The 26749-nt window shown below is 60.8% G+C and carries 27 protein-coding genes; 6 read left to right on the top strand and 21 right to left on the bottom strand.

What is annotated here, in order from left to right:
• From ureG to urtA, 20 genes are all read right to left on the bottom strand, one after another.
• Positions 1–612, bottom strand: a complete 612-nt coding sequence (gene ureG, locus PDO_RS20710; protein ID WP_007606457.1) for an urease accessory protein UreG — start codon at positions 610–612, stop codon at positions 1–3.
• A 56-nt stretch (positions 613–668) separates the two neighbouring features.
• On the bottom strand, positions 669–1355 hold the full coding sequence (locus tag PDO_RS20705) for an urease accessory protein UreF (protein WP_085995851.1): 687 nt from the start codon (positions 1353–1355) through the stop codon (positions 669–671).
• Entirely contained in the window at positions 1348–1806 is a 459-nt protein-coding gene (gene ureE / locus PDO_RS20700; protein ID WP_007606453.1) for an urease accessory protein UreE, read from the bottom strand. Before ureE ends, PDO_RS20705 begins: the two co-directional genes overlap by 8 nt.
• A 64-nt stretch (positions 1807–1870) precedes the next feature.
• A complete protein-coding gene (locus PDO_RS20695; protein WP_007606450.1) occupies positions 1871–2728 on the bottom strand; it encodes a GGDEF domain-containing protein in 858 nt (285 codons plus the stop codon).
• 410 nt (positions 2729–3138) lie between these two features.
• Positions 3139–3678, bottom strand: a complete 540-nt coding sequence (locus PDO_RS20690) for a peroxiredoxin (RefSeq protein WP_007606443.1) — start codon at positions 3676–3678, stop codon at positions 3139–3141.
• Positions 3679–3847: 169 nt separating this feature from the next.
• Positions 3848–4480: a TIGR02117 family protein gene (locus PDO_RS20685; RefSeq protein WP_007606442.1), complete on the bottom strand. Its 633-nt coding sequence runs from the start codon at positions 4478–4480 to the stop codon at positions 3848–3850.
• Between the two features lie 50 nt (positions 4481–4530).
• A complete protein-coding gene (gene ureC, locus PDO_RS20680) occupies positions 4531–6240 on the bottom strand; it encodes an urease subunit alpha (RefSeq protein WP_007606441.1) in 1710 nt (569 codons plus the stop codon).
• A 4-nt stretch (positions 6241–6244) separates the two neighbouring features.
• The gene (locus PDO_RS20675) at positions 6245–6895 is read right to left on the bottom strand and encodes a glycosyltransferase family 29 protein (RefSeq protein ID WP_007606439.1); all 651 of its coding nucleotides are present in this window, start codon (positions 6893–6895) and stop codon (positions 6245–6247) included.
• Positions 6896–6905: 10 nt separating this feature from the next.
• Positions 6906–7322, bottom strand: coding sequence for a lysozyme inhibitor LprI family protein (locus PDO_RS20670; protein WP_007606437.1), 417 nt, complete (start codon positions 7320–7322; stop codon positions 6906–6908).
• Positions 7323–7343: 21 nt separating this feature from the next.
• Positions 7344–7700 (bottom strand): GFA family protein, encoded by a 357-nt coding sequence (locus PDO_RS20665; protein WP_007606435.1) that lies wholly within the window; start codon positions 7698–7700, stop codon positions 7344–7346.
• A gap of 1 nt (position 7701) precedes the next feature.
• The gene (locus tag PDO_RS20660) at positions 7702–8007 is read right to left on the bottom strand and encodes an urease subunit beta (RefSeq protein ID WP_007606433.1); all 306 of its coding nucleotides are present in this window, start codon (positions 8005–8007) and stop codon (positions 7702–7704) included.
• Between the two features lie 18 nt (positions 8008–8025).
• Positions 8026–8283 (bottom strand): DUF1272 domain-containing protein, encoded by a 258-nt coding sequence (locus tag PDO_RS20655; RefSeq protein ID WP_007606432.1) that lies wholly within the window; start codon positions 8281–8283, stop codon positions 8026–8028.
• A gap of 10 nt (positions 8284–8293) precedes the next feature.
• Complete coding sequence (locus PDO_RS20650; RefSeq protein WP_007606431.1) at positions 8294–8596, bottom strand: urease subunit gamma; 303 nt, start codon at positions 8594–8596, stop codon at positions 8294–8296.
• A 22-nt stretch (positions 8597–8618) separates the two neighbouring features.
• Entirely contained in the window at positions 8619–9437 is an 819-nt protein-coding gene (locus tag PDO_RS20645; protein ID WP_007606430.1) for an urease accessory protein UreD, read from the bottom strand.
• Positions 9380–10513, bottom strand: a complete 1134-nt coding sequence (locus PDO_RS20640; RefSeq protein ID WP_007606429.1) for a CE1 family esterase — start codon at positions 10511–10513, stop codon at positions 9380–9382. Before PDO_RS20640 ends, PDO_RS20645 begins: the two co-directional genes overlap by 58 nt.
• A 122-nt stretch (positions 10514–10635) precedes the next feature.
• A complete protein-coding gene (urtE, locus tag PDO_RS20635; protein WP_007606428.1) occupies positions 10636–11331 on the bottom strand; it encodes an urea ABC transporter ATP-binding subunit UrtE in 696 nt (231 codons plus the stop codon).
• Positions 11332–11479: 148 nt separating this feature from the next.
• Positions 11480–12259: an urea ABC transporter ATP-binding protein UrtD gene (gene urtD, locus PDO_RS20630; RefSeq protein ID WP_007606426.1), complete on the bottom strand. Its 780-nt coding sequence runs from the start codon at positions 12257–12259 to the stop codon at positions 11480–11482.
• Between the two features lie 4 nt (positions 12260–12263).
• A complete protein-coding gene (gene urtC, locus PDO_RS20625; protein ID WP_007606424.1) occupies positions 12264–13433 on the bottom strand; it encodes an urea ABC transporter permease subunit UrtC in 1170 nt (389 codons plus the stop codon).
• On the bottom strand, positions 13430–15034 hold the full coding sequence (gene urtB / locus PDO_RS20620; protein ID WP_007606423.1) for an urea ABC transporter permease subunit UrtB: 1605 nt from the start codon (positions 15032–15034) through the stop codon (positions 13430–13432). Before urtB ends, urtC begins: the two co-directional genes overlap by 4 nt.
• A gap of 204 nt (positions 15035–15238) precedes the next feature.
• Positions 15239–16528 (bottom strand): urea ABC transporter substrate-binding protein, encoded by a 1290-nt coding sequence (urtA, locus tag PDO_RS20615; protein ID WP_007606421.1) that lies wholly within the window; start codon positions 16526–16528, stop codon positions 15239–15241.
• 277 nt (positions 16529–16805) lie between these two features.
• On the opposite strand from urtA, the gene PDO_RS20610 reads away from it, so the two are divergent.
• From PDO_RS20610 to PDO_RS20600, 3 genes are all read left to right on the top strand, one after another.
• Positions 16806–17684, top strand: a complete 879-nt coding sequence (locus PDO_RS20610; protein WP_007606419.1) for an SHOCT domain-containing protein — start codon at positions 16806–16808, stop codon at positions 17682–17684.
• 82 nt (positions 17685–17766) lie between these two features.
• A complete protein-coding gene (locus PDO_RS20605) occupies positions 17767–18333 on the top strand; it encodes a biliverdin-producing heme oxygenase (protein WP_007606417.1) in 567 nt (188 codons plus the stop codon).
• Positions 18311–20860, top strand: a complete 2550-nt coding sequence (locus PDO_RS20600) for an HWE histidine kinase domain-containing protein (RefSeq protein WP_037074878.1) — start codon at positions 18311–18313, stop codon at positions 20858–20860. The genes PDO_RS20605 and PDO_RS20600 overlap by 23 nt, the downstream gene beginning before the upstream one ends.
• A gap of 88 nt (positions 20861–20948) precedes the next feature.
• Here PDO_RS20600 and PDO_RS20595 read toward each other — a convergent pair whose 3' ends face one another.
• The gene (locus tag PDO_RS20595) at positions 20949–21578 is read right to left on the bottom strand and encodes a TerC family protein (protein WP_037074876.1); all 630 of its coding nucleotides are present in this window, start codon (positions 21576–21578) and stop codon (positions 20949–20951) included.
• 222 nt (positions 21579–21800) lie between these two features.
• On the opposite strand from PDO_RS20595, the gene PDO_RS20590 reads away from it, so the two are divergent.
• From PDO_RS20590 to PDO_RS20580, 3 genes are all read left to right on the top strand, one after another.
• Positions 21801–22259, top strand: a complete 459-nt coding sequence (locus PDO_RS20590) for a DUF5680 domain-containing protein (protein ID WP_007606412.1) — start codon at positions 21801–21803, stop codon at positions 22257–22259.
• 107 nt (positions 22260–22366) lie between these two features.
• Positions 22367–25750, top strand: a complete 3384-nt coding sequence (locus PDO_RS20585) for a hybrid sensor histidine kinase/response regulator (RefSeq protein WP_007606410.1) — start codon at positions 22367–22369, stop codon at positions 25748–25750.
• Positions 25743–26666: a response regulator gene (locus PDO_RS20580; RefSeq protein WP_007606407.1), complete on the top strand. Its 924-nt coding sequence runs from the start codon at positions 25743–25745 to the stop codon at positions 26664–26666. The genes PDO_RS20585 and PDO_RS20580 overlap by 8 nt, the downstream gene beginning before the upstream one ends.
• The last annotated feature ends 83 nt before the right edge of the window (positions 26667–26749 follow it).

Below are 26749 nucleotides of genomic sequence, written 5' to 3'. Positions count from 1 at the left end.
TCAGAGCCCGCCGCTCTCCTGCAGAAACCGCACGACCCGCTCGACACCGGAGCCGCGCTTGAGGTCGGTAAACACGAATGGTCGCTGCGCGCGCATCCGGTCCGCATCCCGCTCCATTACCTCGAGATCGACGCCGACATGCGGTGCCAGATCGGTCTTGTTGATGATCAGCAGATCGGACTTCGTGATCCCCGGACCGCCTTTGCGCGGAATTTCCTCACCCTGACAGACGGAAATCACATAGAGCGTGATGTCGGCGAGATCCGGCGAGAACGTTGCGGCGAGATTGTCGCCGCCTGATTCGATGAACACGATATCCAGATCGGGGATCCGCGCGTTCAGATCGGCAATCGCGCGCAGATTGATCGAGGCATCTTCACGGATCGCCGTATGGGGACAGCCCCCCGTCTCCACGCCGACCACGCGATCCGACGACAGCGCCTGCATGCGGATCAGCGCATCCGCATCCTCGCGCGTATAGATGTCATTGGTGACGACCGCGACGGAATAGTCGTCGCGCATCGCCTTGCAAAGCTTCTCCGTCAGTGCCGTCTTGCCGGAGCCGACCGGTCCGCCGATACCAACCCGAAGAGGACCATTGTTCGATTTCATCCTGTCATTCCTGTCATTTAGCCGTCATCAGGCTGCACTTCCCGGACCGTGCTCGTCTAGGACTGAAAAAGTCTCGAATATTGTGTCTCGTGCCGCATGCTGAGTGTCTCGGCAATGATTGACGCACTGCCGAGATCACCGCCCCCCATGCGCTCGATCGCATCGATGCTGCCGAGAATATCGGCCTCGATCTCGGCAATCAGCGCCACGCCCTGCGTTTGACCGATCACGCTGAGGCGGATCGCAACGGAAATCAACTGGCTGACCTGTGCCTGCAGGAAAGCGGCAATTGCGTCCCCGACAGAAACTCCATGCGCCGCAGCCACGGCGCCAACCGCAACACTGTAGATCGCGGAACCCGTCAGCGTTTCCAGGACCGGATGCGGCCATGCGCGGGCTGCCGTCACGAATGCTTCGCCCTGCCGGACAATTTCGGCATGGCGCTCTGCCGAACCCGCAAGTGCCGATGCAAGGGACAAAACCGCGCACAGCGCCGCTTCGTCGGCAGAGTGCCGATGCCCTTCGACCAGAAGGATCGCATCATTGCGCAAGCCGCCATCGGCAAGCAGCAGACGCAGCCAGCGCGACAGGTCATCCCTGTTGGCGATGTGTCCATCGACGATCGCACTCTCCAGTCCGCCGGAATAGGCAAAACCGCCGACCGGAAAGGCCGGCGACAACCACGCCAGAAGCCGAAGCAATCCCCGCCTCGGCGATGCGTCGGAGAGAGACTGTTCAGCCATGGCCGTGACTATGGCCACCATGCGAATGATAGGCGCCGCGCACCGGCTGGAATGGCTCGATCACTTCGGTGACCGTCGCGCCAAGGCTGATCAGCATGTCCCGGATGACATGGTCGCGCTGGATCAGGATGCGCTCAAGCTCGATCTGAGCGGCTAGGTGACGATTGCCGAGATGCCAGGCAAGTTCGATGAGATGCTGGCTATCACGCGGCCGAATGTCGAAAAGCCTCTCTTCTGCTGCCTTCACCTCGATCGACGTGCCGTCTTCAAGCATCAGCCGGTCGCCATCGGCGAGAGACACCGGCTCCTTGAGGTCGAGCATGACCATTTCGCCATCGTCGAGATGCAGAAGCTTGCGCCGGAGATGGCGTTCGTCATGCGCAAGCACGACCGTTCCTTCCGGCTGGGCCGCCATCGATCCGGCTGGCATGATGGAGGTGGCTCGCTGCATGATATCTCCGAATTGGCTGTTTTTGAACCATGCACAAGACGAAGGCAGTCGGCAAGATTGATCTTCAGCTGCGCATCGGAACCGCACCGAAAACAGCGCGCGGGTAACCGGTTTCTTCCGCCGTTTCATGCGGGTCGTCGAGGATCATCGACTGCTCGTGCAACACACGATCGCGACCTTCGCCCTTGGCCATATAAAGCGCATTGTCGGCGCGCGCATAGACGCATTCGGAGCGCCGATCGACAACGAATTCGGCAACACCGGCCGATATCGTGACAGAGACGACTTGGCCCTGGCAATCGATGCCGCGCGAACCGACCAGCATGCGCGCGCGCTCGACCAGAGCCAACCGCTGCGCAATGCCGCCGCCGCAGATGATCACGCCGAACTCCTCGCCGCCGAGCCGCGCCACGACGTGGCAATCGTAGAATACCTCGCGCAGGATGTCGGAGACTCCGCGGATGACCATGTCGCCCGAATGGTGGCCGAACCGGTCATTGATCGCCTTGAATCGATCGATATCGATGATCGCCAGCGACGCTTCGCCCTGAACCGAATCAAGGGCATCGTTGAAGGCACGTCGGTTGGAAAGGCCTGACAACGCATCCGTCTGGCTCAGCCGTTCGAATTCTGCGCGCGAGACAGCCAGATCCCGAATCACGCCCCCGGTGACCAACGCCAGCGCACCGGAAACGGCGCCGCCGAACAGCCATGAAAACGCCACCGAAAGCTTGACCGCCTCAGAGACGGAAAGCGTCAGGATGCCAAACGCGTAAAGCAGCGGCAAACCTGCCAGGCTGAAGATGCAGGCCAGGATCACCGCCCTGAAGCTCATCTTTGCGGCGAAACTCCAGATCGCAGCCCGGCTGTCGAAACTGCCGAGATCGATCTGTAGGGACAGCCATTTTTCGATGAAATTCACGAGTCGCTCCTCGTCCGCTCTGCAATAATCGAATAGGGAGGTAATCTTCCCCATTCGCTAACCAATTCGTTAAAATACAACCAGTCACGCAAATGAAATCAAGACACCCGAAAATGGTCCGGAGCCCAACTTATAGGGGCGCTCTATCGGCTTTCAGCGCAACCGATAGAGGTGACTTTTTTTGGATTTTGCCGGAATTTGATGCGTTTTATCAGCCACTGTGGTGTTTTGCCTCTACGCGGAACACAGCCTGCATACACACAAAAAATTGAATGCGGACACAATCAGAAAGTGTCCAATTCATTAATGATTGGCACCGCCAGAAAACCACCCAGAAGTTGCATGCACTTGACCAAAAAAGGCCCGGCAAAGCCGGGCCTTCAGACGGTCGACTGGCGATATCGCAGTCGTTAAGCGGCCTGCTTCGCCTTCAGGTTTTCCATGATGTTCTGCGGCGAAGAGATACCATAGGGATCGCTGTCGCAATTGTCGCAGTAGCCCTCTTCCTCAAACCACTGTTCAACAACGCCGTTGTTGATGATCGCTGCATAACGCCAGGAGCGCAGTCCGAAGCCGACATTGTCCTTGCGAACCAGCATGCCCATCTTGCGGGTAAACTCGCCGGAACCGTCCGGGATCAGCTTGACGTTTTCCAGGCCCTGGCTCTTGCCCCAGGCATTCATCACGAAAGCATCGTTGACCGAGATGCAATAGATCTCGTCGATGCCTTCAGCCTGAAAATCGACGTGCATCTTTTCGAAATCCGGCAACTGGAAGGTCGAGCATGTCGGCGTAAATGCACCCGGCAGCGAAAACAGGATGACCCGCTTACCATCGAAATAATCGGCTGAACGGACGTCCTGCCAGCGAAACGGGTTTGCACCGCCGACGGCCTCGTCGCGGACACGGGTACGGAAAGTCACATCAGGCACTTTGCGGCCAATAAGCATGGTACGGATCTCCTGTCTGGGCCGGCGCACGCGCGTGTTGGGAGCACGCGGCACGCCATTGAAATAGCCGTTCAGACCTAGCCCAGGAACTGGTGCAATGCAGCATGCAATCGCGATTTCAACATGCCGGCATAGCAGCCATGCGCTGGGCGAATATGCTAATGTAGCTCTAACGCTGAATGTTCAGTGACCATTCCAGCATCTGCGGCAACGGCGTCCACCAGCCTGTGCGAAGACCAGCGGCGCGCAGTCCGGCTGCCGTCCAGGTATTGCAGCCGAGAAAGGCATTGAAGGCGCCATTGGCCTCGAAGAAGGCGTCGGTCGCGCCGTAACCAACGCCATCGATCACCTGCATGCGCCCATCCTTGCGGGCGAAGCTTGTACGAACATGATCGAGCAGTTGGCGATAGCCGGTCTCGGTGACCGACAGCCGTCTGGCAAAGGGTGCATCGTCGGCAATCGCGCCCGCCAGATCGAGATGCAGGACGGACCGGTCGACCGTCAACGCCTTCAGCACCGGCAGCGGCTTCAGTTCGCTCCAGGCAGGCGTTTCGATGTAGAAAGCCCGGCCACCCCAGCCGACGACCAGATAGGCAGCGTTCGGATTGCCGATATCAAAACCGTGGTCAGCAAGCTCGGCAAACTTCGCCCGGAGATCGGCATCGAGCGGAAGTGCGATATCGGTGTGAATGGCATTGGCCAACAGCAGGATCTGCCGCGAATCGGCCCCGCCGGCGGCTTCCGGCCGACCCAGCAATGGACGCGGTACCACCACCCCCAGAACAAACAGCAGCAGGATCACGACAATCCCGCCACCGAACCATTTCAATATGCGGCGCAAGATCTCGGCGATCAGAACAGGAAATAGCGCTGCGTCATCGGCAGCTCCGTTGCCGGCTCGCAAGTCAATAATTCGCCGTCGGCACGCACTTCATAGGTCTCCGGATCGACCTCGATATGTGGCGTCAAGTCATTGTGGATCATCGACGCTTTGGAAATCCCGCCGCGGACATTCTTCACCGCCAGCAGTTTCTTCGCCACGCCGAGACGTCGGGCGAGACCGGCATCAAGCGAGGCCTGACTGACGAATGTGACCGAGGAATTGGTCCGGAGCTTGCCATAGGCGGCAAACATCGGTCGGTAGTGCATCGGCTGCGGTGTCGGGATCGAGGCATTCGGATCGCCCATTGGCGCTGCCGCAATCGAGCCACCGAGCAGCACCATTTCCGGCTTCACGCCGAAGAAGGCCGGTGACCACAGCACCAGGTCGGCGCGCTTCCCGACCTCGACCGAACCGATCTCATGGCTGAGGCCATGGGCGATTGCCGGGTTGATCGTGTATTTGGCGATATAGCGCTTGACCCGGAAATTGTCATTTTCGCCCCGGTCCTGCGGCAGGCGACCGCGCTGGCGCTTCATCTTGTCCGCCGTCTGCCAGGTGCGAATGGCGACCTCGCCGACCCGGCCCATCGCCTGACTGTCCGACGAGATGATCGAAAACGCGCCGATATCGTGGAGAATATCCTCCGCCGCAATCGTCTCCTTGCGGATACGGCTTTCGGCAAAGGCGATGTCCTCCGGGATCGACGACGACAGGTGATGGCAGACCATCAGCATGTCGAGATGCTCGGCAACGGTATTGACCGTATAGGGCCGGGTCGGGTTGGTCGATGACGGGATGACATTCTGCTGGCCGCAGATCTTGATGATATCAGGCGCATGGCCACCGCCCGCACCCTCCGTGTGGAAGGCATGGATGGTCCGGCCCTTGATCGCCCCGATCGTGTCTTCGACGAAACCGCTCTCGTTCAGCGTATCCGTATGGATCATCACCTGCACGTCATACTGGTCGGCAACGGTCAGGCAGTTGTCGATCGCGGCCGGCGTCGTACCCCAGTCTTCGTGCAGCTTCAGCGACGACGCGCCGGCCAGGATCATTTCCTCCAGCGGTGCCGGCAGCGAGGCATTTCCCTTGCCCGCCAGCGCCAGGTTCATCGGGAAAGCGTCGAAGCTCTCGATCATCCTCTCGATATGCCAGGCACCGGTGCAGGTGGTGGCAAGCGTACCATGGGCAGGCCCCGAACCGCCGCCGAGCATGGTGGTGATGCCCGACATCAGCGCCTCTTCGATCTGCTGCGGGCAGATGAAATGGATATGCGCGTCCATGCCGCCGGCCGTCAGGATCCGGCCCTCGCCGGCGATCGCCTCGGTCGACGGACCGACAATGATCGTCACGCCCGGCTGGGTATCCGGATTACCGGCCTTGCCGATTGCGTGGATGCGGCCATCCTTCAACCCGACATCGGCCTTGTAGATACCCGAGTGATCGACGATCAGCGCATTGGTGATCACCGTGTCGACGGCACCTTCTGCGCGTGTCGCCTGGCTCTGGCCCATGCCATCGCGGATCACCTTGCCGCCGCCGAATTTCACTTCCTCGCCATAGATGGTGAAGTCCTTCTCCACCTCGATGAACAATTCGGTATCGGCCAGCCGCACCTTGTCGCCGATCGTCGGTCCGAACATCGAGGCATAGGCGGCGCGAGACATTTTAAAGGACATGGCACTAGGCTCCTGGGGAGAGGGAGGATGCAGAAACAGGCAGAAGCCGCGTCAGGCGGCCGGCCTTAATATAGCTTTCGATCAAACGCTTCTCGGCCGCGAAGGGATGGCCGTCCCACCCGACATGGCTGAAACCGGCAAGCACGACATTGTCATTGGCATGTGCCATGTCGGACAGGACAGCGGCGACCACCACCATGCCGCTCGACGGCACGACATAGGCTTCGGCCTGATGCTCGGCGAGCGCGGCATCGACCGCTTCATGCACCGCCGGGGAAATCACCCGGTAGCCTTTGCCCTTCGCTGTCGCGAAAGCGGCGAACTCCTGGGTATAATCGTCGCAAAAATCATCCAGTTCAGGATGGCTGGCGGCAAGCGCCACCCCCAACTCGGCAAATTTCTCCGGGTGTCGCACCGACCAGATTTCAGATGCCCCACGCACCGCATCGCTGTCGCGCCAGGCAGGATCCGCCAGCATGGCGGCGGCAGGACGTCCGGTATTGCACAGCGCCACCACATCCGTGCGCCGTCCGGCAACGCCAAAATTGCGGCTGCCATTGAAGCGGATGACAAGATCTGCGGCATCGATCAGCGCGGCCGCATTGTCTGCGACCGGCCCGTTGCCGACGATCATCACCTTTCGTGCCCCTGCCATATCCGTCCTGTCAGTTCCCGAAGACTTCGTCGAGGCTCTTCAATTCGTCCGTACGTTTGCGCGTCAGATCCGCGAGGCACGAAGAAACCAGCAATGGCTGCGCGCTGCCGCCATCCATCGCGTGACCGTCCAGTTCGCATTGCGCATCGCGGTATGCGAGCCAGGCGCGCTGGCTGGTGACAAGCTTCTTGGCCCCGTCTTTTTGCCCGCGCTCGGTGTCCACCCTGTCCATCATCGCCTTGGTCAGCAGCCATTGGGCATTCAGCGCCCTGTCCGCGGTCTCGTAATCCTTGGCGGCGCAAAAATTCATGTCCATCTGGGTTTCGGCCTTGCTGCAGTCGACGTCGGTCGCATCTTCGCTGACCGCCGGTCCATCGACCAACAGCACGCAACCACACAACATCGCCACCGCCAGGGACTTCACCACGGCTTCCTCCCCTGCTTCGCCCTAATGCGACGCTCCGTCATAATGTTGCGAGGTCAATGCTCGCGGGTCGACACCGTCGAGGCAATTAACGTTGACCGCCACCATCTTAGTACCATCCGGCATGGCGCTATAGGCAAAGCTCTCGATGCCGCAGGTCTTGCAGAACTGATGCTCGATCGTCTTCTTGTTGAACAGGTATTCGGTGAGGTTGTCCGCTCCGGATTTCAGCGTGAACACTTCGCGCGCGGCAAAGGCGAGCACGATGCCAAGACGCTGGCAGCGCGAACAATTGCAGGTCACGGTCTTCTCCAGATTCGCGTCGACCTCGAAGGAAACGGCGCCGCACTGACAGCTGCCATGATAATGCGCCACAGCCATCTTAGAGTTTCCCCATGACCTGCTGGCGAAATCCATAGACTTCCCGCTTGCCGCCGTAAGGAATCAAAGTCACCTGACGTTTCTGGCCCGGCTCGAAGCGCACGGCAGTGCCTGCCGGAATATCAAGGCGCATGCCACGAGTCGGCTCGCGGTCAAAGACCAGCCCGGCATTGCTTTCGTAGAAGTGGTAGTGGCTACCCACCTGAACCGGCCGGTCGCCGCTATTGGCCACCTCGATCGTCAGCGTCGGAAGGCCCACATTGAGTTCGATCTCGCCGCTGGCGGCAATGATTTCACCGGGGATCATCAGCTCTTTCCCTTTCAATCAGGCAGCCGAAAGAGCCTTGCAGCCCTCGGCCCTCAAAACGCGTTTCGTCGATGCAGGATTGTTCACCAGCTTTGCCGCCGGACGAACCGGACGCCGAACCAGTTCGCCGCCGCAATTCGGGCAGAAGCCGCCGAGCGTATCGGTCGCGCAATCGGTGCAGAACGTGCATTCGAAACTGCACATCACCGCGTCCAGGCTTTCCGGCGGCAAGTCCTTGTCACAGCATTCGCAATTGGGTCGAAGTTCCAGCGCCATGATCGGGATCCTATCGAATCGGTTCGTGAACGGTCACCAGCTTGGTCCCGTCCGGAAACGTCGCCTCGACCTGCACGTCGTGAATCATCTCAGCAATGCCGGACATCACCTGATCGCGGGTGATGACATGCGCACCGGCTTCCATCAGTTCGGCGACCGGACGACCGTCGCGCGCGCCCTCGACGACGAAGTCCGTGATCAGCGCGATCGCTTCCGGATAGTTGAGCTTCACGCCCCGCTCCAGCCGCCGGCGCGCGACGATGGCCGCCATGGCAATCAGCAATTTGTCTTTTTCCCTTGGCGTCAGATTCATGACCGCTCCACTATGCCTATCGTCAGAGATTCCAGACTTTCGGCACAGACGCGCCACCGCGCAAGGCCGAAATCATCGGGATCAGGGTTTTTCTTAAAGTGAAACCGTCTTCGGCCGCAACACGGGCAACAAGCTTGCCTTGCCAATGACTTGCACCGCCCATTTTATCGCCAATCAGGTCACGCAAATGGCAAAGATAGGTCTCCGCCATCGGCCCGACATAGATCAGCGTGGCAAATGCGACCCGACCGTCGAGGACCGCGCGTTCGCCAACCAGACCGGCAACATCACCGCTGAGTTTAAGGTCTTCGGCATGCAATAACTGCCCATCGCGGCGGATGCGCCAGCGATCGCGAACCAGCCCGGCATTCATCGCCTCGCCCATGGCACGGCGTCCAAGCAGGATCGCCTCGACAGCAACAAACTCGGCATCGGCGGCAAGATCGACCTCTAGCGTGCGGGTCAGCGACGCGTTGTCGAACAGGATGCTTTCCTGCGGCAGCCAGTGAAAACGGGCGCCGCCGGCAACCTCGATACGGGTATTGATCCGGCCAGTGCCGGCAGATGCCTTGTAGATCTTCTCGCAGGCCTGAGTCGTCGCGGTGACGAAACAGCCCGGTCCGGCGGTGAAATTCCAGTCGAACTGGTCGCCGCCCGTCACCCCGCCGGCGGTGTTGATCGTCACCGCTTCAAGCTCGTCGGCAAAGGTCTGCGGCAGGCGGATCTTTGCCGCACCCTCCTGGTAAAACTCGGCGATCCTTGTGCGGCCACCGAGCGACTTGGCTACAAGTCTCCCGACACCGACGGCGCGTTGCTGTCTGCTTTGACCGGCTGGCTGCACTGTGTCCCCTGTCCGCCTTCCTTGAGCGAGGCGGTGTTGTGTTCGTCCGGGCAATCTGGCTTCAACGCGGCACCCGCGACAAGTTCACCACCCGAACCTCGGAAGAACTCCCACATTCTGTCGGTCGCATCAACCTCCCGGATCTTCTCCTCCCCGTTGTTGGAGGCAAGCCTGAAGCGAACGGTGCGTGCCGGCCAGGCATGGTCGGCATTGGTGATCATGTAGGACATGACGCTGATACCGGCGCGGCAGTCGAGATAGGTCGAGACCTTTGCCGCTTCGCCGTCATCGACGCGTGGACGGCCGTTGCAGCCATTGAGTTCCGCCCAGCGGTTGAGCGCCACTTCGCCGCCATAGCGCCAATAGGCCTTGCCGCCACCGTCAAACGGATTGACGTGATCCTTCATGCCGGAAAAGGCGATGATCGACACCGGGCGCGACGGCTGGCAGCTCTCGCGGCGCGGGCGCCACACGCCGTTTTCCTGCTCCGGCGTCCCCGCGCGCAGCCCCATAACGAAGCCTGCTGCGGAAAAGTCACCGAAACCGCTACAGATATATTGCGACAGCATGCGCCCGCCACCGGAATAGCCGGAGGCATAGATCTTGGTCGCATCAACGCAGAACGTGTCCTTGGCCACCTTCACTGCATCGCGGATAAACGCCGCGTCGTCAGCACCGTCGGTCTTGGTCACCCCCGGAACATTCCAGGCATGGGTGCGCGGCAATTCGCCATCAAGGCTGCCGGCCAGCGCCATGACGATGAAGCCTTCGCGCTCGGCAACCTCGTCCCAATGGCTGCGGGTCAATTGCACCTGCGGATTGCTGTTGCTGCCGTGAAAGTCGAAAACCAGCGGGACCTTGCGCTTGCCGCTGTAATTGGACGGAATGACGTAGACGGCCGACCGCTCCATCCCGCCCGACTGGATCGTCAGCTCATGGCGACCGGGTTCGAACGTTGCACCGCAACCGGCTGCTTGCGCACCGACGGCTGACAGGCCGAGAAGAAAGAACCCCGATGCGACCCGTGCAACGATCTTGCTTGCCCGCGCGCGGTGATGAACCGTGCTGGTTGTCATGGCTATACCTTCTGTTTGCAGATGCGGGAAAACTACCACGCCTGGCCTCAGCATCAACCCTTCAGCCTTAACAAAACCTCAACACAGCCATACACGAAGACACAATCGATTTCGATCTTTTATCAAACCGTGAGGTGACGGCGGGCCTCCGGCGTATCGAGCGTTTCGGCCGCCCCCTGATGCACGATCTCGCCACGGTCCATGATATAGACGTGGTCGGCAAGCTCCCGGCAGAAATCGAGATATTGCTCGACCAACAGGATCGCCATGCCGGTGGAATCACGCAGATAGCGGATCGCCCGGCCGATATCCTTGATGATCGACGGCTGGATGCCTTCGGTCGGCTCGTCCAGCACCAGGATCTTCGGCCGCGTCACCATCGCCCGGCCGATGGCCAGTTGCTGCTGCTGTCCGCCCGACAGGTCGCCGCCGCGCCGCGACAGCATGGTGTTGAGCACCGGAAACAGGCTGAAGATCTCGTCGGGAATGTAACGATCCTTGCGGTCGAGCGGCGCATAGCCGGTCTCGAGATTTTCCTTGACCGTCAACAGCGGAAACACCTCGCGCCCCTGCGGCACATACCCGACCCCGGTGCGCGCCCGGTTGAACGGCGCCATGCCGTTGAGTTTGGTGCCGTTGAAGGTGATGGTGCCGGCCGACACCGCATGCTGGCCGGTCACAGCTCTGAGCAGCGATGATTTTCCGACGCCATTGCGTCCGAGCACGCAGGTGATCTTGCCCATTTCGGCATTGATCGACACGCCGCGCAAGGCTTGCGCGGCACCGTAGTGGAGATTGACGTTTTCGACTGTCAGCATGGGTTTATCCCCCGTTGTCTTGTTTCCACCTCCCCCTTGAGGGGGAAGGTCGCAGCGAAGCTGCGGATGGGGGGGTGATCCTTGTACCAGTGTTCACCTCACCCCGGCGCCTTGCGCCGACCCTCCCCCTCTGGGGGAGGGTGAGCCCTCACCGCCCCAGATAATTCTCGATGACCTTCTGGTCACTCGAGACGAAATCGATCGAGCCTTCGGCCAGCACGGACCCTTCCGCCAGACATGTCACCTTAACGCCGAGGTCGCGGATGAAGCCCATGTCGTGCTCGACCACCACCACGGAACGGGTCTTGGCGATTTCCTTGAGCAGGATCGCCGTCTCCACAGTCTCGGCATCGGTCATGCCCGCCACCGGTTCGTCGACGAGCAGCAACTTCGGTTCCTGCGCCAGCAGCATGCCGATTTCCAGCCACTGCTTCTGGCCATGCGACAGATTGGCCGCGAGGTCGTCCCTTCGGCCCGTCAGGCGCACGGTTTCAAGGATTTCCTCGATGCGCGCCTTGTCGGCTGCCGTCAGGGTATAGAACAGCGTCGCGAAGACGCCGCGCTTGCGGTTCAGCGCCAGTTCGAGATTGTCCCAGACCGTATGGCTCTCGAACACCGTCGGCTTCTGGAACTTGCGACCGATGCCGAGTTGGGCGATTTCGGCTTCGTCGCGCTTGGTCAGGTCGACCTTGCCACCGTCGAAGAACACATCGCCGCTGTCTGGCCGCGTCTTGCCGGTGATGATGTCCATCATCGTCGTCTTGCCGGCGCCGTTCGGGCCGATGATCGCCCTGAGTTCACCGGGTTCGACGATGAAGGACAGCGAATTCAGCGCCTTGAAGCCGTCGAAGGAGACGGAGACACCATTGAGATAAAGGAGGCTGCTGGTTGTGCGGTTTGTGGTCTGGTTTGTCGTCTGATCGGTCATGGCCTCACTCCGCCGCCAGTGGGGTTGCCTGGGATTTGGCGTCATTGGCCGCCGCGTCTCGATCTGCCGCCTGGCGGAAGTCCTTGCGCCGCGCCTGATAGGCCTGGACCGAACCGACAATGCCCTTGGGCATGAACAGCGTCACGCCAATGAACAGACCACCCAGGGCAAACAGCCACAGTTCGGGAAAGGCACCGGTAAAGTAGCTCTTGCCGACATTGACGAGAATGGCACCGATGATCGGCCCGATCAGGGTTCCACGACCGCCGACAGCCGTCCACACCACCACTTCGATCGAATTGGCCGGGGCGAATTCGCCGGGATTGATGATGCCGACCTGCGGCACGAACAGCGCGCCGGCAATGCCCGCCATCATCGCCGAGACGACGAAGGTGAAGAGCTTGATGTTTTCCACCCGGTAGCCGAGGAAGCGCACGCGGCTTTCCGCATCCCGCACGCCGACCAGCACCTTGCCGAATTTCGACCGGGTAATCGCCGAGGCAAACAGCAGGCACAACGACAGCATGATGGCAGACAGCGCAAACAGCACTGCACGGGTGCCATCGGCCTGCACGTTGAAGCCGAGGATTTCCTTGTAGTCCGTCAGACCGTTATTGCCGCCGAAGCCCATGTCATTGCGGAAGAAGGCGAGCAGTAGCGCATAGGTCATCGCCTGGGTGATGATCGACAGATAGACGCCATTTACTCTGGATCGGAAGGCGAACCAGCCGAATACGAAGGCAAGCAGGCCGGGCACGACCAGCACCATCAGCATGGCGAACGGGAAATAGTTCATCCCATGCCAAAACCACGGCAATTCCTTCCAGTTGAGGAAAACCATGAAGTCCGGCAGCAAAGGATTGCCATAGACGCCGCGCGAACCGATCTGGCGCATCAGATACATGCCCATCGCATAGCCACCGAGCGCAAAGAAGGCGCCGTGGCCGAGCGAGAGAATGCCGCAATAACCCCAGACAAGGTCCAGTGCCAGCGCCAGCAGCGCGTAGCAGAGATACTTGCCCATCAGCGCCATGGCATAGGTCGGAATGTGGAAGAAACTGTCCGGCGAAGTCAACAGATTGAGCGCCGGAACCAGCACCGCAAAGCCGAGCAGAATGGCGATCGCGATGAGGATCTTGCCTTCGAGTGCGCGCAGGATGAAGCCGGTAATCATGCTTCCACCGCCCTTCCCTTGAGCGCGAACAGGCCGCGCGGTCGTTTCTGGATGAAGAGGATGATCAGCACCAGCACGAGGATCTTGCCCAGCACGGCGCCGACCGAGGGTTCGAGGAACTTGTTGAGAATGCCGAGCGACAGCGCGCCGACAAATGTGCCCCAGAGATTGCCGACCCCGCCAAACACTACGACCATGAAGCTGTCGATGATGTAGGACTGGCCGAGGTTCGGTGAGACGTTGTCGATCTGGCTGAGCGCCACGCCGGCAATGCCGGCAATGCCCGATCCGAGCGCAAAGGTGAAGGCATCGACCCAGGGGGTGCGAATGCCCATGGACGAGGCCATCCGGCGGTTCTGGGTGACGGCACGCATCTGCAGGCCGAAGGCCGAGCGTTTCATCAGGGCCAGCAGGGCAAAGAAGATCGTCATCGAAAACAGCACGATCCACAACCGGTTCCAGGTGATGGTCAGGCCACCGAGCGCAAACGAGCCGGACATCCACGACGGGTTGCCGACTTCTTGATTGGTCGGTCCGAAAATCGTCCGGATCGCCTGCTGCAGGATCAGCGAAATGCCCCAGGTCGCCAGCAGCGTTTCCAGTGGCCTGCCATAGAGGAAACGGATGACGCCGCGTTCGATCACGAGACCGATTGCGCCCGTCACCAGAAAGGCGACCGGAAGCGCAATCGCCAGCGACCAGGCGAACAGCGCCGGATAACTGGACCGAATGACCTCCTGCACCATGAAGGTCGAATAGGCGCCGATCATCACCATCTCGCCATGTGCCATGTTGATGATGCCCATGACGCCAAAGGTGATGGCAAGGCCGATGGCCGCCAGCAGCAGCACCGAGCCAAGCGAAATGCCGTACCAGACGTTCTGGCCCATATCCCAGAACAACAGGCCGCCTTCGAGTTTCTTGATCGCCTGGTCGAGATCGGGCCTGAGGTCATCACCGATCGATGATGACACAGTCATCAGGATACCGATTGCCTCGCGGCCGCCGAGCGACACCACGGTGTCGATCGCGGCCCGCTTTTCCTCTGCCGAACGGTCAGACGCCAGCAGCGACACCGCGCGGGCTTCCTCCATGCGCGATTTGACTTCCGCGTCGGCTTCCCGGGCCAGGGCCGTTTCGACCAGGTCGAGATTCTCGGCGCTGGGAGATTGCAGAACCTGCTGTGCCGCCTGCAGCCTGACCGAGCGATCGGGGCTCAAAAGCGTCAATCCGCCGAGCGCGGAACGGATCGCACGACGCAGCGTGTTGTTGACCTTGATCTTGGTGAAGGCGCTCTTCGGCTCCTCGCCAACGGTCTCACCGGTCAGCGGATCGATGGCGGTTATATTGGCGCCGGCCGATTTGGTGACGAACACCGCGCCATCCGATTTGCGAACGTAGAGATCGCCTTCGGCAAAGGCTTCCAGCATCGGCACGACGCGCGCATCGCCGGTTCCAGCGATCTTGCCGAGCAATTCTTCGGCCTGCTTAAAATTGGCCTTGCCCAAACCGTTGATCAGATCCCTGGGATCGCTCTGCGCAAAGGTGGGCGCGGCGAAGGTGAAGAAAATGAAGAGCAATGTGATGAAACGAATAAGCATTCTGTTATCCCCCGGATGGCGGGGCGGCGGAGCCAATTGGGCCCATCATCCGCCTGCCGGCACCTTCTCCCCGTGAACGGGGAGAAGGACGATGTGGCACTGCCTGGCCCTCACCCCCGCAACCGGGGATCAAGGCAAGTCCCCTCTCCCCGATTACGGGGAGAGGGCTAGGGTGAAGGGTCAACCTCCCCCGAGGTTAGCCGATCAGCTCCCCTTGCCGCCGCACTTGCCAGTGGCGACGTTGAAGTTGCCGCATTCCATCGGCTTGCGCCAATCGGAGATCAGGTCCTTCGAATCGGCCAGATAATCAGACCATTCGTCGCCGACAACGGACGGCGTCTGCTGTACGATGTCGAACTGTCCATCAGCCTGGATTTCGCCGATCAGCACCGGCTTGGTGATGTGGTGGTTCGGCATGACGGTCGAGGTGCCGCCAGACAGGTTCGGAACGGAAACGCCGATGATGCTGTCGAGAACGGCGTCGGTATCGGTGGTTCCTGCAGCTTCGACGGCCTTAACCCAGGCGTTGAAGCCGATATATGCGGCTTCCATCGGGTCGTTGGTGACGCGCTTGTCGTTCTTGGTGAACGCATGCCACTGTTCGATGAATTCGGCATTGACCGGAGCATCGACGGACTGGAAGTAGTTCCAGGCAGCCAGGTGACCAACGAGAGGCGCGGTGTCGAGACCGGCCAGCTCTTCTTCGCCGACCGAGAAGGCGACGACCGGGATGTCTTCCGCCTTGATGCCCTGGTTGCCGAGTTCCTTGTAGAACGGAACGTTGGCGTCACCATTGATGGTGGAAACCACGGCGGTCTTCTTGCCGGCAGAGCCGAACTTCTTGATGTCGGAGACGATCGTCTGCCAGTCGGAATGACCGAACGGCGTGTAGTTGACCATGATGTCCTCTTCCTTGACGCCCTTCGACATCAGGTAGGCCTTCAGGATCTTGTTGGTCGTCTGCGGATAGACATAGTCGGTACCGGCCAGGACCCAGCGCTCGACGCCCTCTTCCTTCTCCAGGTAATCGACAGCCGGGATAGCCTGCTGGTTCGGAGCGGCACCCGTGTAGAAGATGTTGCGCGAGGATTCTTCACCCTCGTACTGAACCGGGTAGAACAGCAGCGAGTTGAGTTCTTCGAAGACCGGCAGCACCGACTTGCGCGACGACGAGGTCCAGCAGCCGAACACGGCGGCGACCTTGTCCTGGGAAATCAGCTGACGCGCCTTTTCGGCAAACAGCGGCCAATCCGAAGCCGGGTCGACAACGACGGCTTCGATTTTCTTGCCGAGAACGCCACCCTTCTTGTTCTGCTCTTCGACGAGCATCAGCATGGCATCCTTGAGCGTCGTCTCGGAAATCGCCATGGTGCCGGAAAGCGAATGCAGAACACCAATCTTGATCGTATCTTCCTGCGCAAACGCGCCGTGGAAGGCTGTCGTCGACAGCATGGCGCCCATCAGGGCACCCGTGAGCTTCATCTTCAAATTCATCGCCGTGAACCCCTCTTCTTGTTCGCAACCGGTCGGTTAATGAAATTTAACCGTTGCTGGAGGGGACTATCGGATGCTGCGCCGCAAAACCGTATACGTCGTTTGACGTATGCCAGGGGGGAAACGCGGAACAAGAGGCCCACTGGCTTCAAAACCCCGGCCTTCCACCGCTTTGATCGAGACGCTGTCCTGCAGCCCAGTCCTGTGCTAGGGCTCCTCGGCAAAGACGGAGGGGCATCGGCCCTTTCCGGTCCTTTTGCACTGCGGGAGGTGGCGCATGCGACCGTTAAGCGAAGATGGCCGTCGAATTCTCACCGAAGTGGCCAGCCGTCACGGCATCAGCCTTGATGCCGCAACCCATATGCTGATGGCGGTCGCCGCAGGCGGTGGCACCCAGGCCCAGTTCAACCATCCCGAACTCGGCGGCATGGGCCAGTGGTCGCTCGGCGGCATGACAATGGTTGGCGACATGTTCAACAATGGCCTCAAAGCCAAGGTCGACTGGCTGTGCCAGGAACTGTCCGGCCTGATCCGCAGCCAGGACATGCTCGGCCCGATGCCGACCTCCTATCAGGGGCAATCGCAGCAGCAGGGCGGCGGCAGCGTCAGCCTGTTCGTCTCCGGCGGCACCTCAATGTCGTCCGGTGGATGGCCGGCCGAGCTTGGCCATCCCGCCTCGGTCGGCAGCCAGAACAATCTGCGTTATGCCTTCTTTCCCGAAAGCCGCCGGCTTGTCATCGACCTTGCTGGACATCAGACAATCTATGACACCGGAGACCACCATATTGGCGGCTTCTCGCAGCAGCAGAGCGGCGACCAGTCTTTGACCTTCAACTCGCAATACGGACTGGTGCGCGTGGCTGATCTGCCGGTCGTTCAGCCGCAATTCCCGGCAGCGGCAATGGCCCCGGTGGAACCCCAGACCATATCCCGCCACTCAGGCCTTGCGCCGGCCCGCGCCGAAGCCATGCACTGGCCCCAACAGCCGTCGAATACCCCGCCGCCAAACCCGCTCTCCGTTCAGTCCATCGCATCGACAGACGCAGAAGCGGACATCTTCGCCAAGATCGAACGGCTTGCCGAACTGCATGGCAAGGGCATTTTGACCGACGAAGAGTTTTCCGCCAAAAAGGCCGACCTTCTCGGCCGCCTCTGACCCGAAAAGCGACGATCAGGCAAGACGTGTCACCCGCCAATCGCGCACGCTGGACTACCACATAAAAAGCGAAAACCAGATCATGGATCTTCCCCCAAGACGGCTAGGCCTGAAAACCCAGACCGCCGCCGCGCATCAGGCGCTCGACGCGCTGATCGGTGATTTCGACACACCGCAAGCCTATCGGCGTTATCTGAGCGGCATGGCACGCTTCCGCCTGCCGGTCGAGGCATGGCTGGAGGACAAGAGCATGCCGGAAGAGCTCGGCGAATGGCGGCCGGGCGCCTATGGCACAGAGATCGCCGACGATCTGGCCGACCTCGGCATTGACACCCCCGCGCAACTGGAGCCCTTCGTCCCGCCGCCCGGCAACGGCCTGATCGGGCTTCTATATGTGCTCGAAGGCTCGGCTCTTGGCGCGCGCGTGCTGGCGAAACGTGCCGAAAACATCGGATTTTCCGCTGATTTCGGCGCCCGACATCTTTTTCACCAGGCACGGAACTTTTCCAGCTGGCGCGCGTTCTCGGATCGTATGGAGAAAGTGTGGGTATATGACGAACAAGCCGCTGTGGCATGGGCAAATACCGCCTTCGACTATGCCCGCAACGCGTTCGAAAGTACTCTTGATGCCCGCAGCACACTCCGTTGACCTCTCCAATTGCGACCGTGAACCCATTCATGTCCCCGGTAGCATTCAACCCCATGGGTTTCTGCTGCATAGCGACCGCGAGCTTTCCAAGGTTCTGCGCCATTCCGCCAACGCCGGCGCTATGCTGCATGTCGACGGTGACCTGAACGGCCGGTCGATTCTCGATTTGCTCGGCGCCGAAGTCACTCACGATCTGCGCAACGCAATTGCTGCCGCCCCCGAGGCCAGCCGCCCGGCTGTGCTTGCACATATGCGCATGCCGAACGACGCTCATTTCGATATCGCCGTCCATCGCCAGGACGGCGGCGCCATTGTGGAGTTTGAACCGTCACTACGTCGCACGCAGCCGCTTCAATTGGCGCGCGAGATGATCGGACGCGTCAAGGACATCACCGATATCGACGCGCTGATCGGCGCCTCGGCCCGCCTGGTGCAGGCCGTACTCGGTTATGACCGGGTGATGATCTATCGCTTCGAGGAAGATGGATCCGGCAAGGTCGTCAGCGAAGCCAAGCGCCACGACCTTGAGAGCTTCCTCGGACAGTATTTCCCGGCGAGCGACATCCCCCGCCAGGCGCGCGCGCTTTACATGCAGAATCCGATCCGGGTGATCTCGGATGCCCGCGGCGCCCGGGTGCCGCTCGTTCCGGAGCTGGACACAGCCGGCATGCCCCTCGACCTCTCCTTTGCGCACCTGCGCAGCGTTTCGCCGATCCACTGCGAATATCTGCGCAACATGGGTGTTGGCGCGTCGATGTCGATATCCATCATCACCAACGGCACGCTCTGGGGCCTGATCGCTTGTCATCACTACGCGCCGAAAACCCTCAGCATGTCCGAGCGTATCGCCGCTGAAATGTTCGGCGAGTTCTTCTCGCTACATCTGCTGGCGCTGAAACAGAAGCGCAAGCTCGACATCGCCAACGAAACGCGGCGCTCGCTCGACCATTTCCTCCAGACGGCTTCGCATTACTCCGACGTCGATGCGCTGTTTGTCGGCGCACTGCCAGCCTTTCAGTCACTGCTCGACTGCGACGGCGTCGGCTTGTGGATGAACGGGCGATGGACCTCTGTCGGAACAACGCCTCCAGCCGGCGGGGAAGCGGCCTTGGCGCGTTTTGTCGGCGAGGTTGCCGACGGCAGGATCTGGGCAAACCACATGTTGTCCGAGATCTTTCCCGCCGCGGAGAGCTATTTCGAGGATGTCTCCGGGCTGATGGCCATCCCGCTATCGCAGATCCCGCGTGACTATCTGTTCTTTTTCCGCAAGGAACGTCTCCAGACGCTGAACTGGGCCGGCAATCCGGAGAAATCATACGACATCGGACCACTCGGCGATCGACTGACGCCGCGCAAGAGCTTTGCCATCTGGAGGGAGACGGTCCATCGCCAGGCAGAACCGTGGAGCGAATCCGACATCGAGATCGCCGAAGCCGTGCGCTCGGCCACAGTCGAAATCGTGCTGCGCCACAGCGAGATGATGGAGGAAGAACGCAGCAAGGCCGATGTCCGCCAGCGCATGCTGAATGAGGAACTGAACCATCGCGTCAAGAATATCCTCGCCGTTATCAAGTCTCTCATCGTTGCACCGACAAAAGATGCGCGCCCGATCGAGGACTATATCGGCTCGCTGCGAGGCCGCATTCATGCTCTCTCCCATGCCCACGACCAGTTGACCCGAGGCGGCGGCGGCGGTGGCCTGAGCAACCTTCTGGAAACGGAACTGCTGCCCTATCGCGCAGGCAACACGAAATTTTCGCTGCTTGGTCCATCGGTGACGCTGGATGCCAGGGCCCACGCCGTCGCGGCGCTGGTCATTCATGAACTCTGCACCAACGCCGCCAAATATGGCGCCCTGTCCACACCCGGCGGCAGCCTCACCGTCCAGTGGCAGAGCGAGGAGAACGGTGATTGCCTGATAACCTGGGACGAGGATGGCGGCCCGACTGTCGGCATGCCGAGCCGCAAGGGGTTTGGCACGGCCTTGATTGAGCGCAGCATTCCTTATGATCTGGGTGGCAGCAGCCGTGTTGACTATCGTTCGACCGGCCTGTTTGCCGAATTCCGCCTACCCGGGCGTTTCTTATCTTGGGAAGAAGTGGAACCGCAGATGGACAGCCAGATGTTGCAATCGACACCTGCCAGTGCCGCGCCCGTGCTCGACTCCTCGCTTCGCATCCTTCTTGTCGAGGACCAAGTGCTGATTGCCATGGACGCCGAGATGATGCTGGCCGATGCCGGCCTGGAAAACGTCGTCACCGCGAGTTCGAGCGCCGATGCCCTGAATCGCTTGAAAAACTTCACGCCGGGGATTGCCATTCTCGACATCAACCTCGGCCGCGACACCTCGGTGCCGGTTGCCGAGGAACTGGCGCGGCGCAATATCCCCTTCGTCTTCGCCACCGGCTATGATGACCGCTCCATCGTGCCGGAAAACTTCGCCGACGTGCCCGTCGTGCGCAAACCCTATGACAGCGTTGCTCTGGTGGCGGCGCTCTCCGCACGATTGCAGAGCCACCTCGACTGAAATCGATCGGCCGCACAACCGAGATAAGAGCAATGCCGGATCCTTTGCGGGATCCGGCATTCTTGTATCGGTCTTTGGCAGATAGCGCTTATGCTAGGTAGCCCGAAATGTAGGGCCAGACTTCGATCATGCCGTGATAGATCATCGTGACGGTGACGTAGACGATGACACCGAGACCGACATAGGCAATCCAGCGATGCTTGTGCAGCAGCTTGGCCACGAAATTCGCCGCAAGGCCCATCAGCGCGATTGACAGGACAAGGCCGATCGCGAGGATCGAGGTGTGTTCCTTGGCAGCGCCGGCAACCGCCAGCACGTTGTCCAGCGACATCGACACATCGGCGATAACAATCTGGATTGCCGCCTGCATAAAGGTCTTGTCGGTGTTCAGCTCGACATCGTCGGTTTCGCCCTCGTGATGTGGCACATGTGCCGCTGCGCGAAGCTCCACCCACATCTTCCAGCATACCCAGGCCAGAAGCACGCCACCCAGCAATTGCAGGCCGACAATGTTGAGAAGGTAGGCCGTGCCCAACGCAAAACCGATACGCATGACCGTCGCAGCAATGATGCCGACAAGGATTGCCTTGTTGCGCTGATGCGCCGGCAGACCGGCAGCAGCCAGACCGATGACGATCGCATTGTCGCCCGCCAGAACCAGATCGATCGCGATGACCTGGAACATTGCCGCAAGACCTGCGGCGGTAAAGATTTCCATCATGATTTTGGTTCGTCCCCACGTTCCTGATGTCGGCATCACATACAGCATGGCCGCGTGAATGAAAGATCGAAAATGCCAACAGGGGGCTGCTTCTTCACACTTCACAATGGTTCCGAGACCATTTGCACTGCTGACACCCCATACATTCGATTTTGCATCTTGAAACACGCAGCTTGCCTCGCTACGTTCTCTTTATGTTCCGATCAGAGGAGGGCAGCAATGAGGGAGTTGGAACAATTTATCATCGAGGCAAAGGCTGCCTGCTATGCCGGTGGCGGGAACCATGCGCGAGTGCCTTGCCGCACGCGCTCGCATGACATCCTCCATGAGCGGAACGAATTCCGCTACATGGACAGCTATTTCGGCGGCACCGACTTTCTCGGCCAGGAAGTCGTCTGGATCGACGATGAACCGGTTTGGTCCATGAATTACTATGGCCGCATCATGGACCCGACGCTCCTCTGCGGAACGCGCGCCGGCAACATCATCAAATCTGCGCTCACCGCTCTTTATCGGGAGGGCCGGTTCCTTGGCGGCTTCGTCTTCCAGCACGCGGACGGCGAATATCGCGATGAAAGCGTCGGCGACCACCGCAGCTTCCGCGGCATCGAGCGCATCCTGGTCAACGACCGCCTCGCCTATCAACTGGATTATCAGGGTGGCATCATCAAGCCGTGAAACCCGTCTTTGCTTTGTAGCGCCTGCGAACCGCCCTTGCTATTCCAGCCATTCCCGTGAAAATGCCCAAACGACAGCCAGCTCACAAAAGGCGCTAGAATTTAGGCATGCCAGCACGCCAACGCATCATCCCCGTCCGCCGCGAATACAATCGCTGGGTGGCCAACCAGACGCTTGAAGACTATGCGCTGCGGTTCACCGCCAAGAGTGCGCGGCAATTCTCGTCCAGCCGGATTTCCCAGACGGCGATCGGCGCCATTTCCTTCCTCGCACTGGAGGCCATCGGCGGCACGATCACGCTCGCCTATGGGACCACCAACGCCTTTTTCGCCATTGTCGTGGCCTCCATCCTGATGCTGCTCGTCGGCGTGCCGATCAGCCGTTATGCGATCCGCCACGGCGTCGACATCGACCTGCTCACCCGCGGGGCCGGCTTCGGCTATATCGGTTCGACCATCACCTCGCTGATCTATGCCAGCTTCACCTTCATGCTGTTCGCCATCGAGGCATCTATCATGACCGGTGCGTTGCAGCTCGCCTTTGGCGTACCGCTCTGGCTCGGCTACATCATATCGGCTGTCGTCGTCCTGCCCCTTGTCACCTATGGCATCAGGCTGATCTCGAAATTCCAGCTGATCACCCAGCCGATCTGGATCGTGCTCAACATCCTGCCGTTCATCTTCATCGCCTTCCTCGACTGGGAAAAGATCGACCTCTGGCGTGCCTTTGCCGGCATCAATCACTCCAATGCCGGCATGGGCCAGACGGCCCCTTTCGACCTTGTCGAATTCGGCGCGGCCTCCGCCGTCATCCTGGCGCTGATGCCGCAGATCGGCGAGCAGGTCGACTTCCTTCGCTTCCTGCCGCCGGAAGGTGCACGCAAGCTGCACCACAAGGTCGCGATCTTCCTTGCCGGCTCCGGTTGGGTGGTGCTCGGCGTGCCCAAGCTGCTCGCCGGTTCCTTCCTCGCCGTGCTGACGCTCGCAACCGGCGTTCCGGTCGGCGAGGCCGCCGATCCCTCGCAGATGTATCTCGCCGCCTTCGGCTACATGATCCCCAACGAGACCGCCGCCATGCTGCTGATGGCCGGTTTCGTGGTTATCTCGCAACTGAAGATCAACGTGATGAACGCCTATGCCGGCTCGCTGGCCTGGTCGAACTTCTTCTCCCGCCTGACCCATAGCCATCCCGGTCGCGTCGTCTGGTTGGTGTTCAACGTCGCCATCGCCCTCCTGCTGATGGAACTCGGCATCTACGAACTGCTCGAAGAAACGCTCGGCATTTTCTCGATCATCGCCATGAGCTGGCTCTGCGCCATATCGGCCGATCTGTTCATCAACAAGCGCCTCGGCCTGTCGCCGCCCGGCATCGAATTCAAGCGCGCCCATCTCTACGACATCAATCCGGTCGGTTGCGGCACCATGTTGCTGTCGGCAACCGTCGCGCTGGCCGCCCATTTCGGCGCATTCGGCGCACTGCTTGCTTCGCTCTCCACCTTCGTCACGCTAATCGCCTTCGTCATCTCTCCGCTGATCGCCTGGTGGAGTGACGGCAAGTTCTACCTGGCCCGCAAGCCGCGCCAGAGCTGGAAGAACCTGACCGGCATCACCTGCTCGATCTGCGAACATCCGTTCGAGCCGGAAGACATGGCCTGGTGCCCCGCCTATGCCGCGCCGATCTGTTCGCTGTGTTGCACGCTCGACAGCCGCTGTCATGACATGTGCAAGCCGAACGCCAGGATCAATGCCCAGGCTGCGGCCGTCGCCCGCACCTTCCTGCCCGAGGTCCTGCTGCAGCGGTTTTCCACCCGGCTCGGCCGCTATGCCCTGACCGCGGTCCTGTCGATCTCGCTGATAGGTGCCATCCTCGCGCTGATCGCCCATCAGGTGAATGTCGCCACGCCGGAAATGGCAACGGTGGTCGATCGCACCGTGCTGGTCGTCTTCTTCATCTTCGCCATCCTCGCCGGCATCGTCTCCTGGTTCTACGTGCTTGCCCATGACAGCCGCGTCGTCGCCGAAGAGGAATCGTCGCGCCAGAACACGCTGCTGCTGAAGGAAATCGCCGCCCACCGCAAGACGGATGCGGCCCTGCAGAACGCCAAGGAAACCGCGGAAGCCGCCAACCGCGCCAAGAGCCGCTATGTCGTCGGCCTCAGCCACGAACTGCGCACGCCGCTCAACGCCGTGCTCGGCTATGCGCAGATCCTCGAGCGCGACGAGACCATCCCCGTGCCGCGACAGTCGGCGATCAAGGTCATCCGCCGCTCCGCCGATCACCTGTCCGGCCTGATCGACGGGCTTCTGGATATCTCCAAGATCGAGGCCGGCCGCCTGCAGGTCTTTTCCAACGAGGTGAACATCCAGGACTTTCTCGACCAGCTGATCGACATGTTCGCCCCCCAGGCCGCCGCCAAAGGCCTCGTCTTCGAACACCAGCGCTCGCATAACCTGCCGCTTTATGTGCGCACCGACGAAAAGCGTATCCGACAGATCCTCGTCAACCTCCTGTCCAACGCCATCAAGTTCACCGACGAGGGCGTGGTCCGTTTCGAAGTCACCTATCGCAGCCAGGTGGCGACCTTCACCGTCACCGATACCGGCCGCGGCATTGCCGAGAAGGATCTCAACCGGATCTACGAGCCGTTCCAGCGCGGCGAGGCCGACAATATCCGGCCCCAGCCCGGCCTCGGTCTCGGCCTGACCATCACCAAGCTTCTGACCAACACGCTTGGCGGCGAGATTGCGGTTGCCAGCGAGCGCGACAAGGGCTCGATCTTCAAGGTCCGGTTGATGCTGTCGGCCATCGACCGGCCGAACACCGCCCCTGCCCCGGAACGCAAGATCGCCTCCTATACCGGCCCGCGGCGCACGATCGTCGTGGTCGATGACAATGAGGATCATCGCGAACTGATGCGCGAGGTTCTCGCCCCGCTCGATTTTGTCGTGCTGACCGCAGCCGGCGGCCCCGCCTGCCTGACACTCATCGAAGGCGTTCGGCCTGATCTCTTCCTGGTCGATATCTCGATGCCCGGCATGAATGGCTGGCAACTCGTCGAGAAGCTGCGCGACGCCGGCCAGAAGGCGCCGATCCTGATGCTGTCCGCCAATATCGGCGACGCCCCGGCTGCCGGTGGCGAGGGCCACGACGATGCGATTGCCAAGCCCGTCGACATCAAGCGCCTGCGCGACAAGCTTGCCATGTTCCTTGGCCTCGACTGGATCTATGCCGACGATCCGCGCCTGTTTCAGCCGCCGGCTCCAGCGCTGAAACCGGCCTCTCCCGGCCACACCCATCTGGACGAGTTGATCCAGCTCTGCGAAATCGGCTATGTGCGCGGGATAGAAGCAAAGCTTGCCGAACTATCCGGCGCTACCACCCATGCCGCCTTTGTCGAAGGTGCCCGCGCTTACCTGCAGGTATTCGATCTGGCCGGCTTGCGCGGCTACCTGACTTCGTTTGCAACCGTCAAGGAGCCGATCCATGGTTGAAGCCAGCAGGCGCGACATCGTTCTGCTCGTCGATGACAGCCCCGATGCGCTCGGCTTCCTGACCGAGGCGCTGGAGGCATCCGGCTTTTCCGTGCTGATCGCCACTTCCGGCCATGCCGCACTCTCGATCGTCAACCGCATCAGTCCGGATCTGATCCTGCTCGACGCCGTCATGCCCGGCATGGACGGTTTCGAGACCTGCCGCAGCCTGAAGGCCGATCCGGTGGTTGCCCAGGTCCCCGTGATCTTCATGACCGGCCTCACCGAAACAGAGCATGTGGTCAATGCGCTCGAAAGCGGCGGCGTCGACTATTTGACCAAGCCAATCAATATCGATGAGCTGCGCGCCCGCATTCGCGTACATCTGACCAACGCCCGTTCCGCCCAGAGCGCCCGCGTGGCGCTCGATGCCGCCGGTCGCCATCTGCTTGCCGTGCGTGGCGACGGTCAGGTTCACTGGACCACCCCGCAGGCCAGCCGCCTGATTGAAAGCGCCACCGGCACAGCCGATGGCATCAACGAGGTCGCCAGCGCCACGGCCACATGGCTTGCCCAGCGGCGCGCCACCGGTGGAACGACAAGCGAAGGCACCTTCCCCTTCGCCAGCGCTTCCGGCATCGCCCTGCAGCTTTCCTTCCTGGGCACGATCGGCGCTGACGAATATCTCTTCCGCATCACCTCGGCCAACCGGCAAAGCGAGGACGAACTGCTGCGCCAGCGCTTCGGCCTCACGCACCGCGAAAGCGAGGTGCTGCTATGGATCGCCAAGGGCAAGGCAAACCGCGACATCGGCGAAATCCTCGGCCTGTCCTCGCGCACCGTCAACAAGCACCTCGAGCAGATCTACTCCAAGCTCGGCGTCGAAAATCGCGCATCAGCCGCCGTGCGCGCAGCACAGGTTCTGCACGAGGGCTGACCTCCGTTTCCTATGCGCACAGCGCTTGTTTGCGCACTCGGCGACGACAGTCTCCAACGACAGTCTCCAGATGCAGAAAACCC

It is taken from the genome of Rhizobium sp. PDO1-076 (assembly GCF_000247475.1).
In the GTDB taxonomy this organism is placed as follows: Bacteria; Pseudomonadota; Alphaproteobacteria; order Rhizobiales; family Rhizobiaceae; genus Allorhizobium.
The sequence above is the reverse complement of the archived record's forward strand: the minus strand, read 5'-3'. Positions and strand labels throughout refer to the sequence as shown.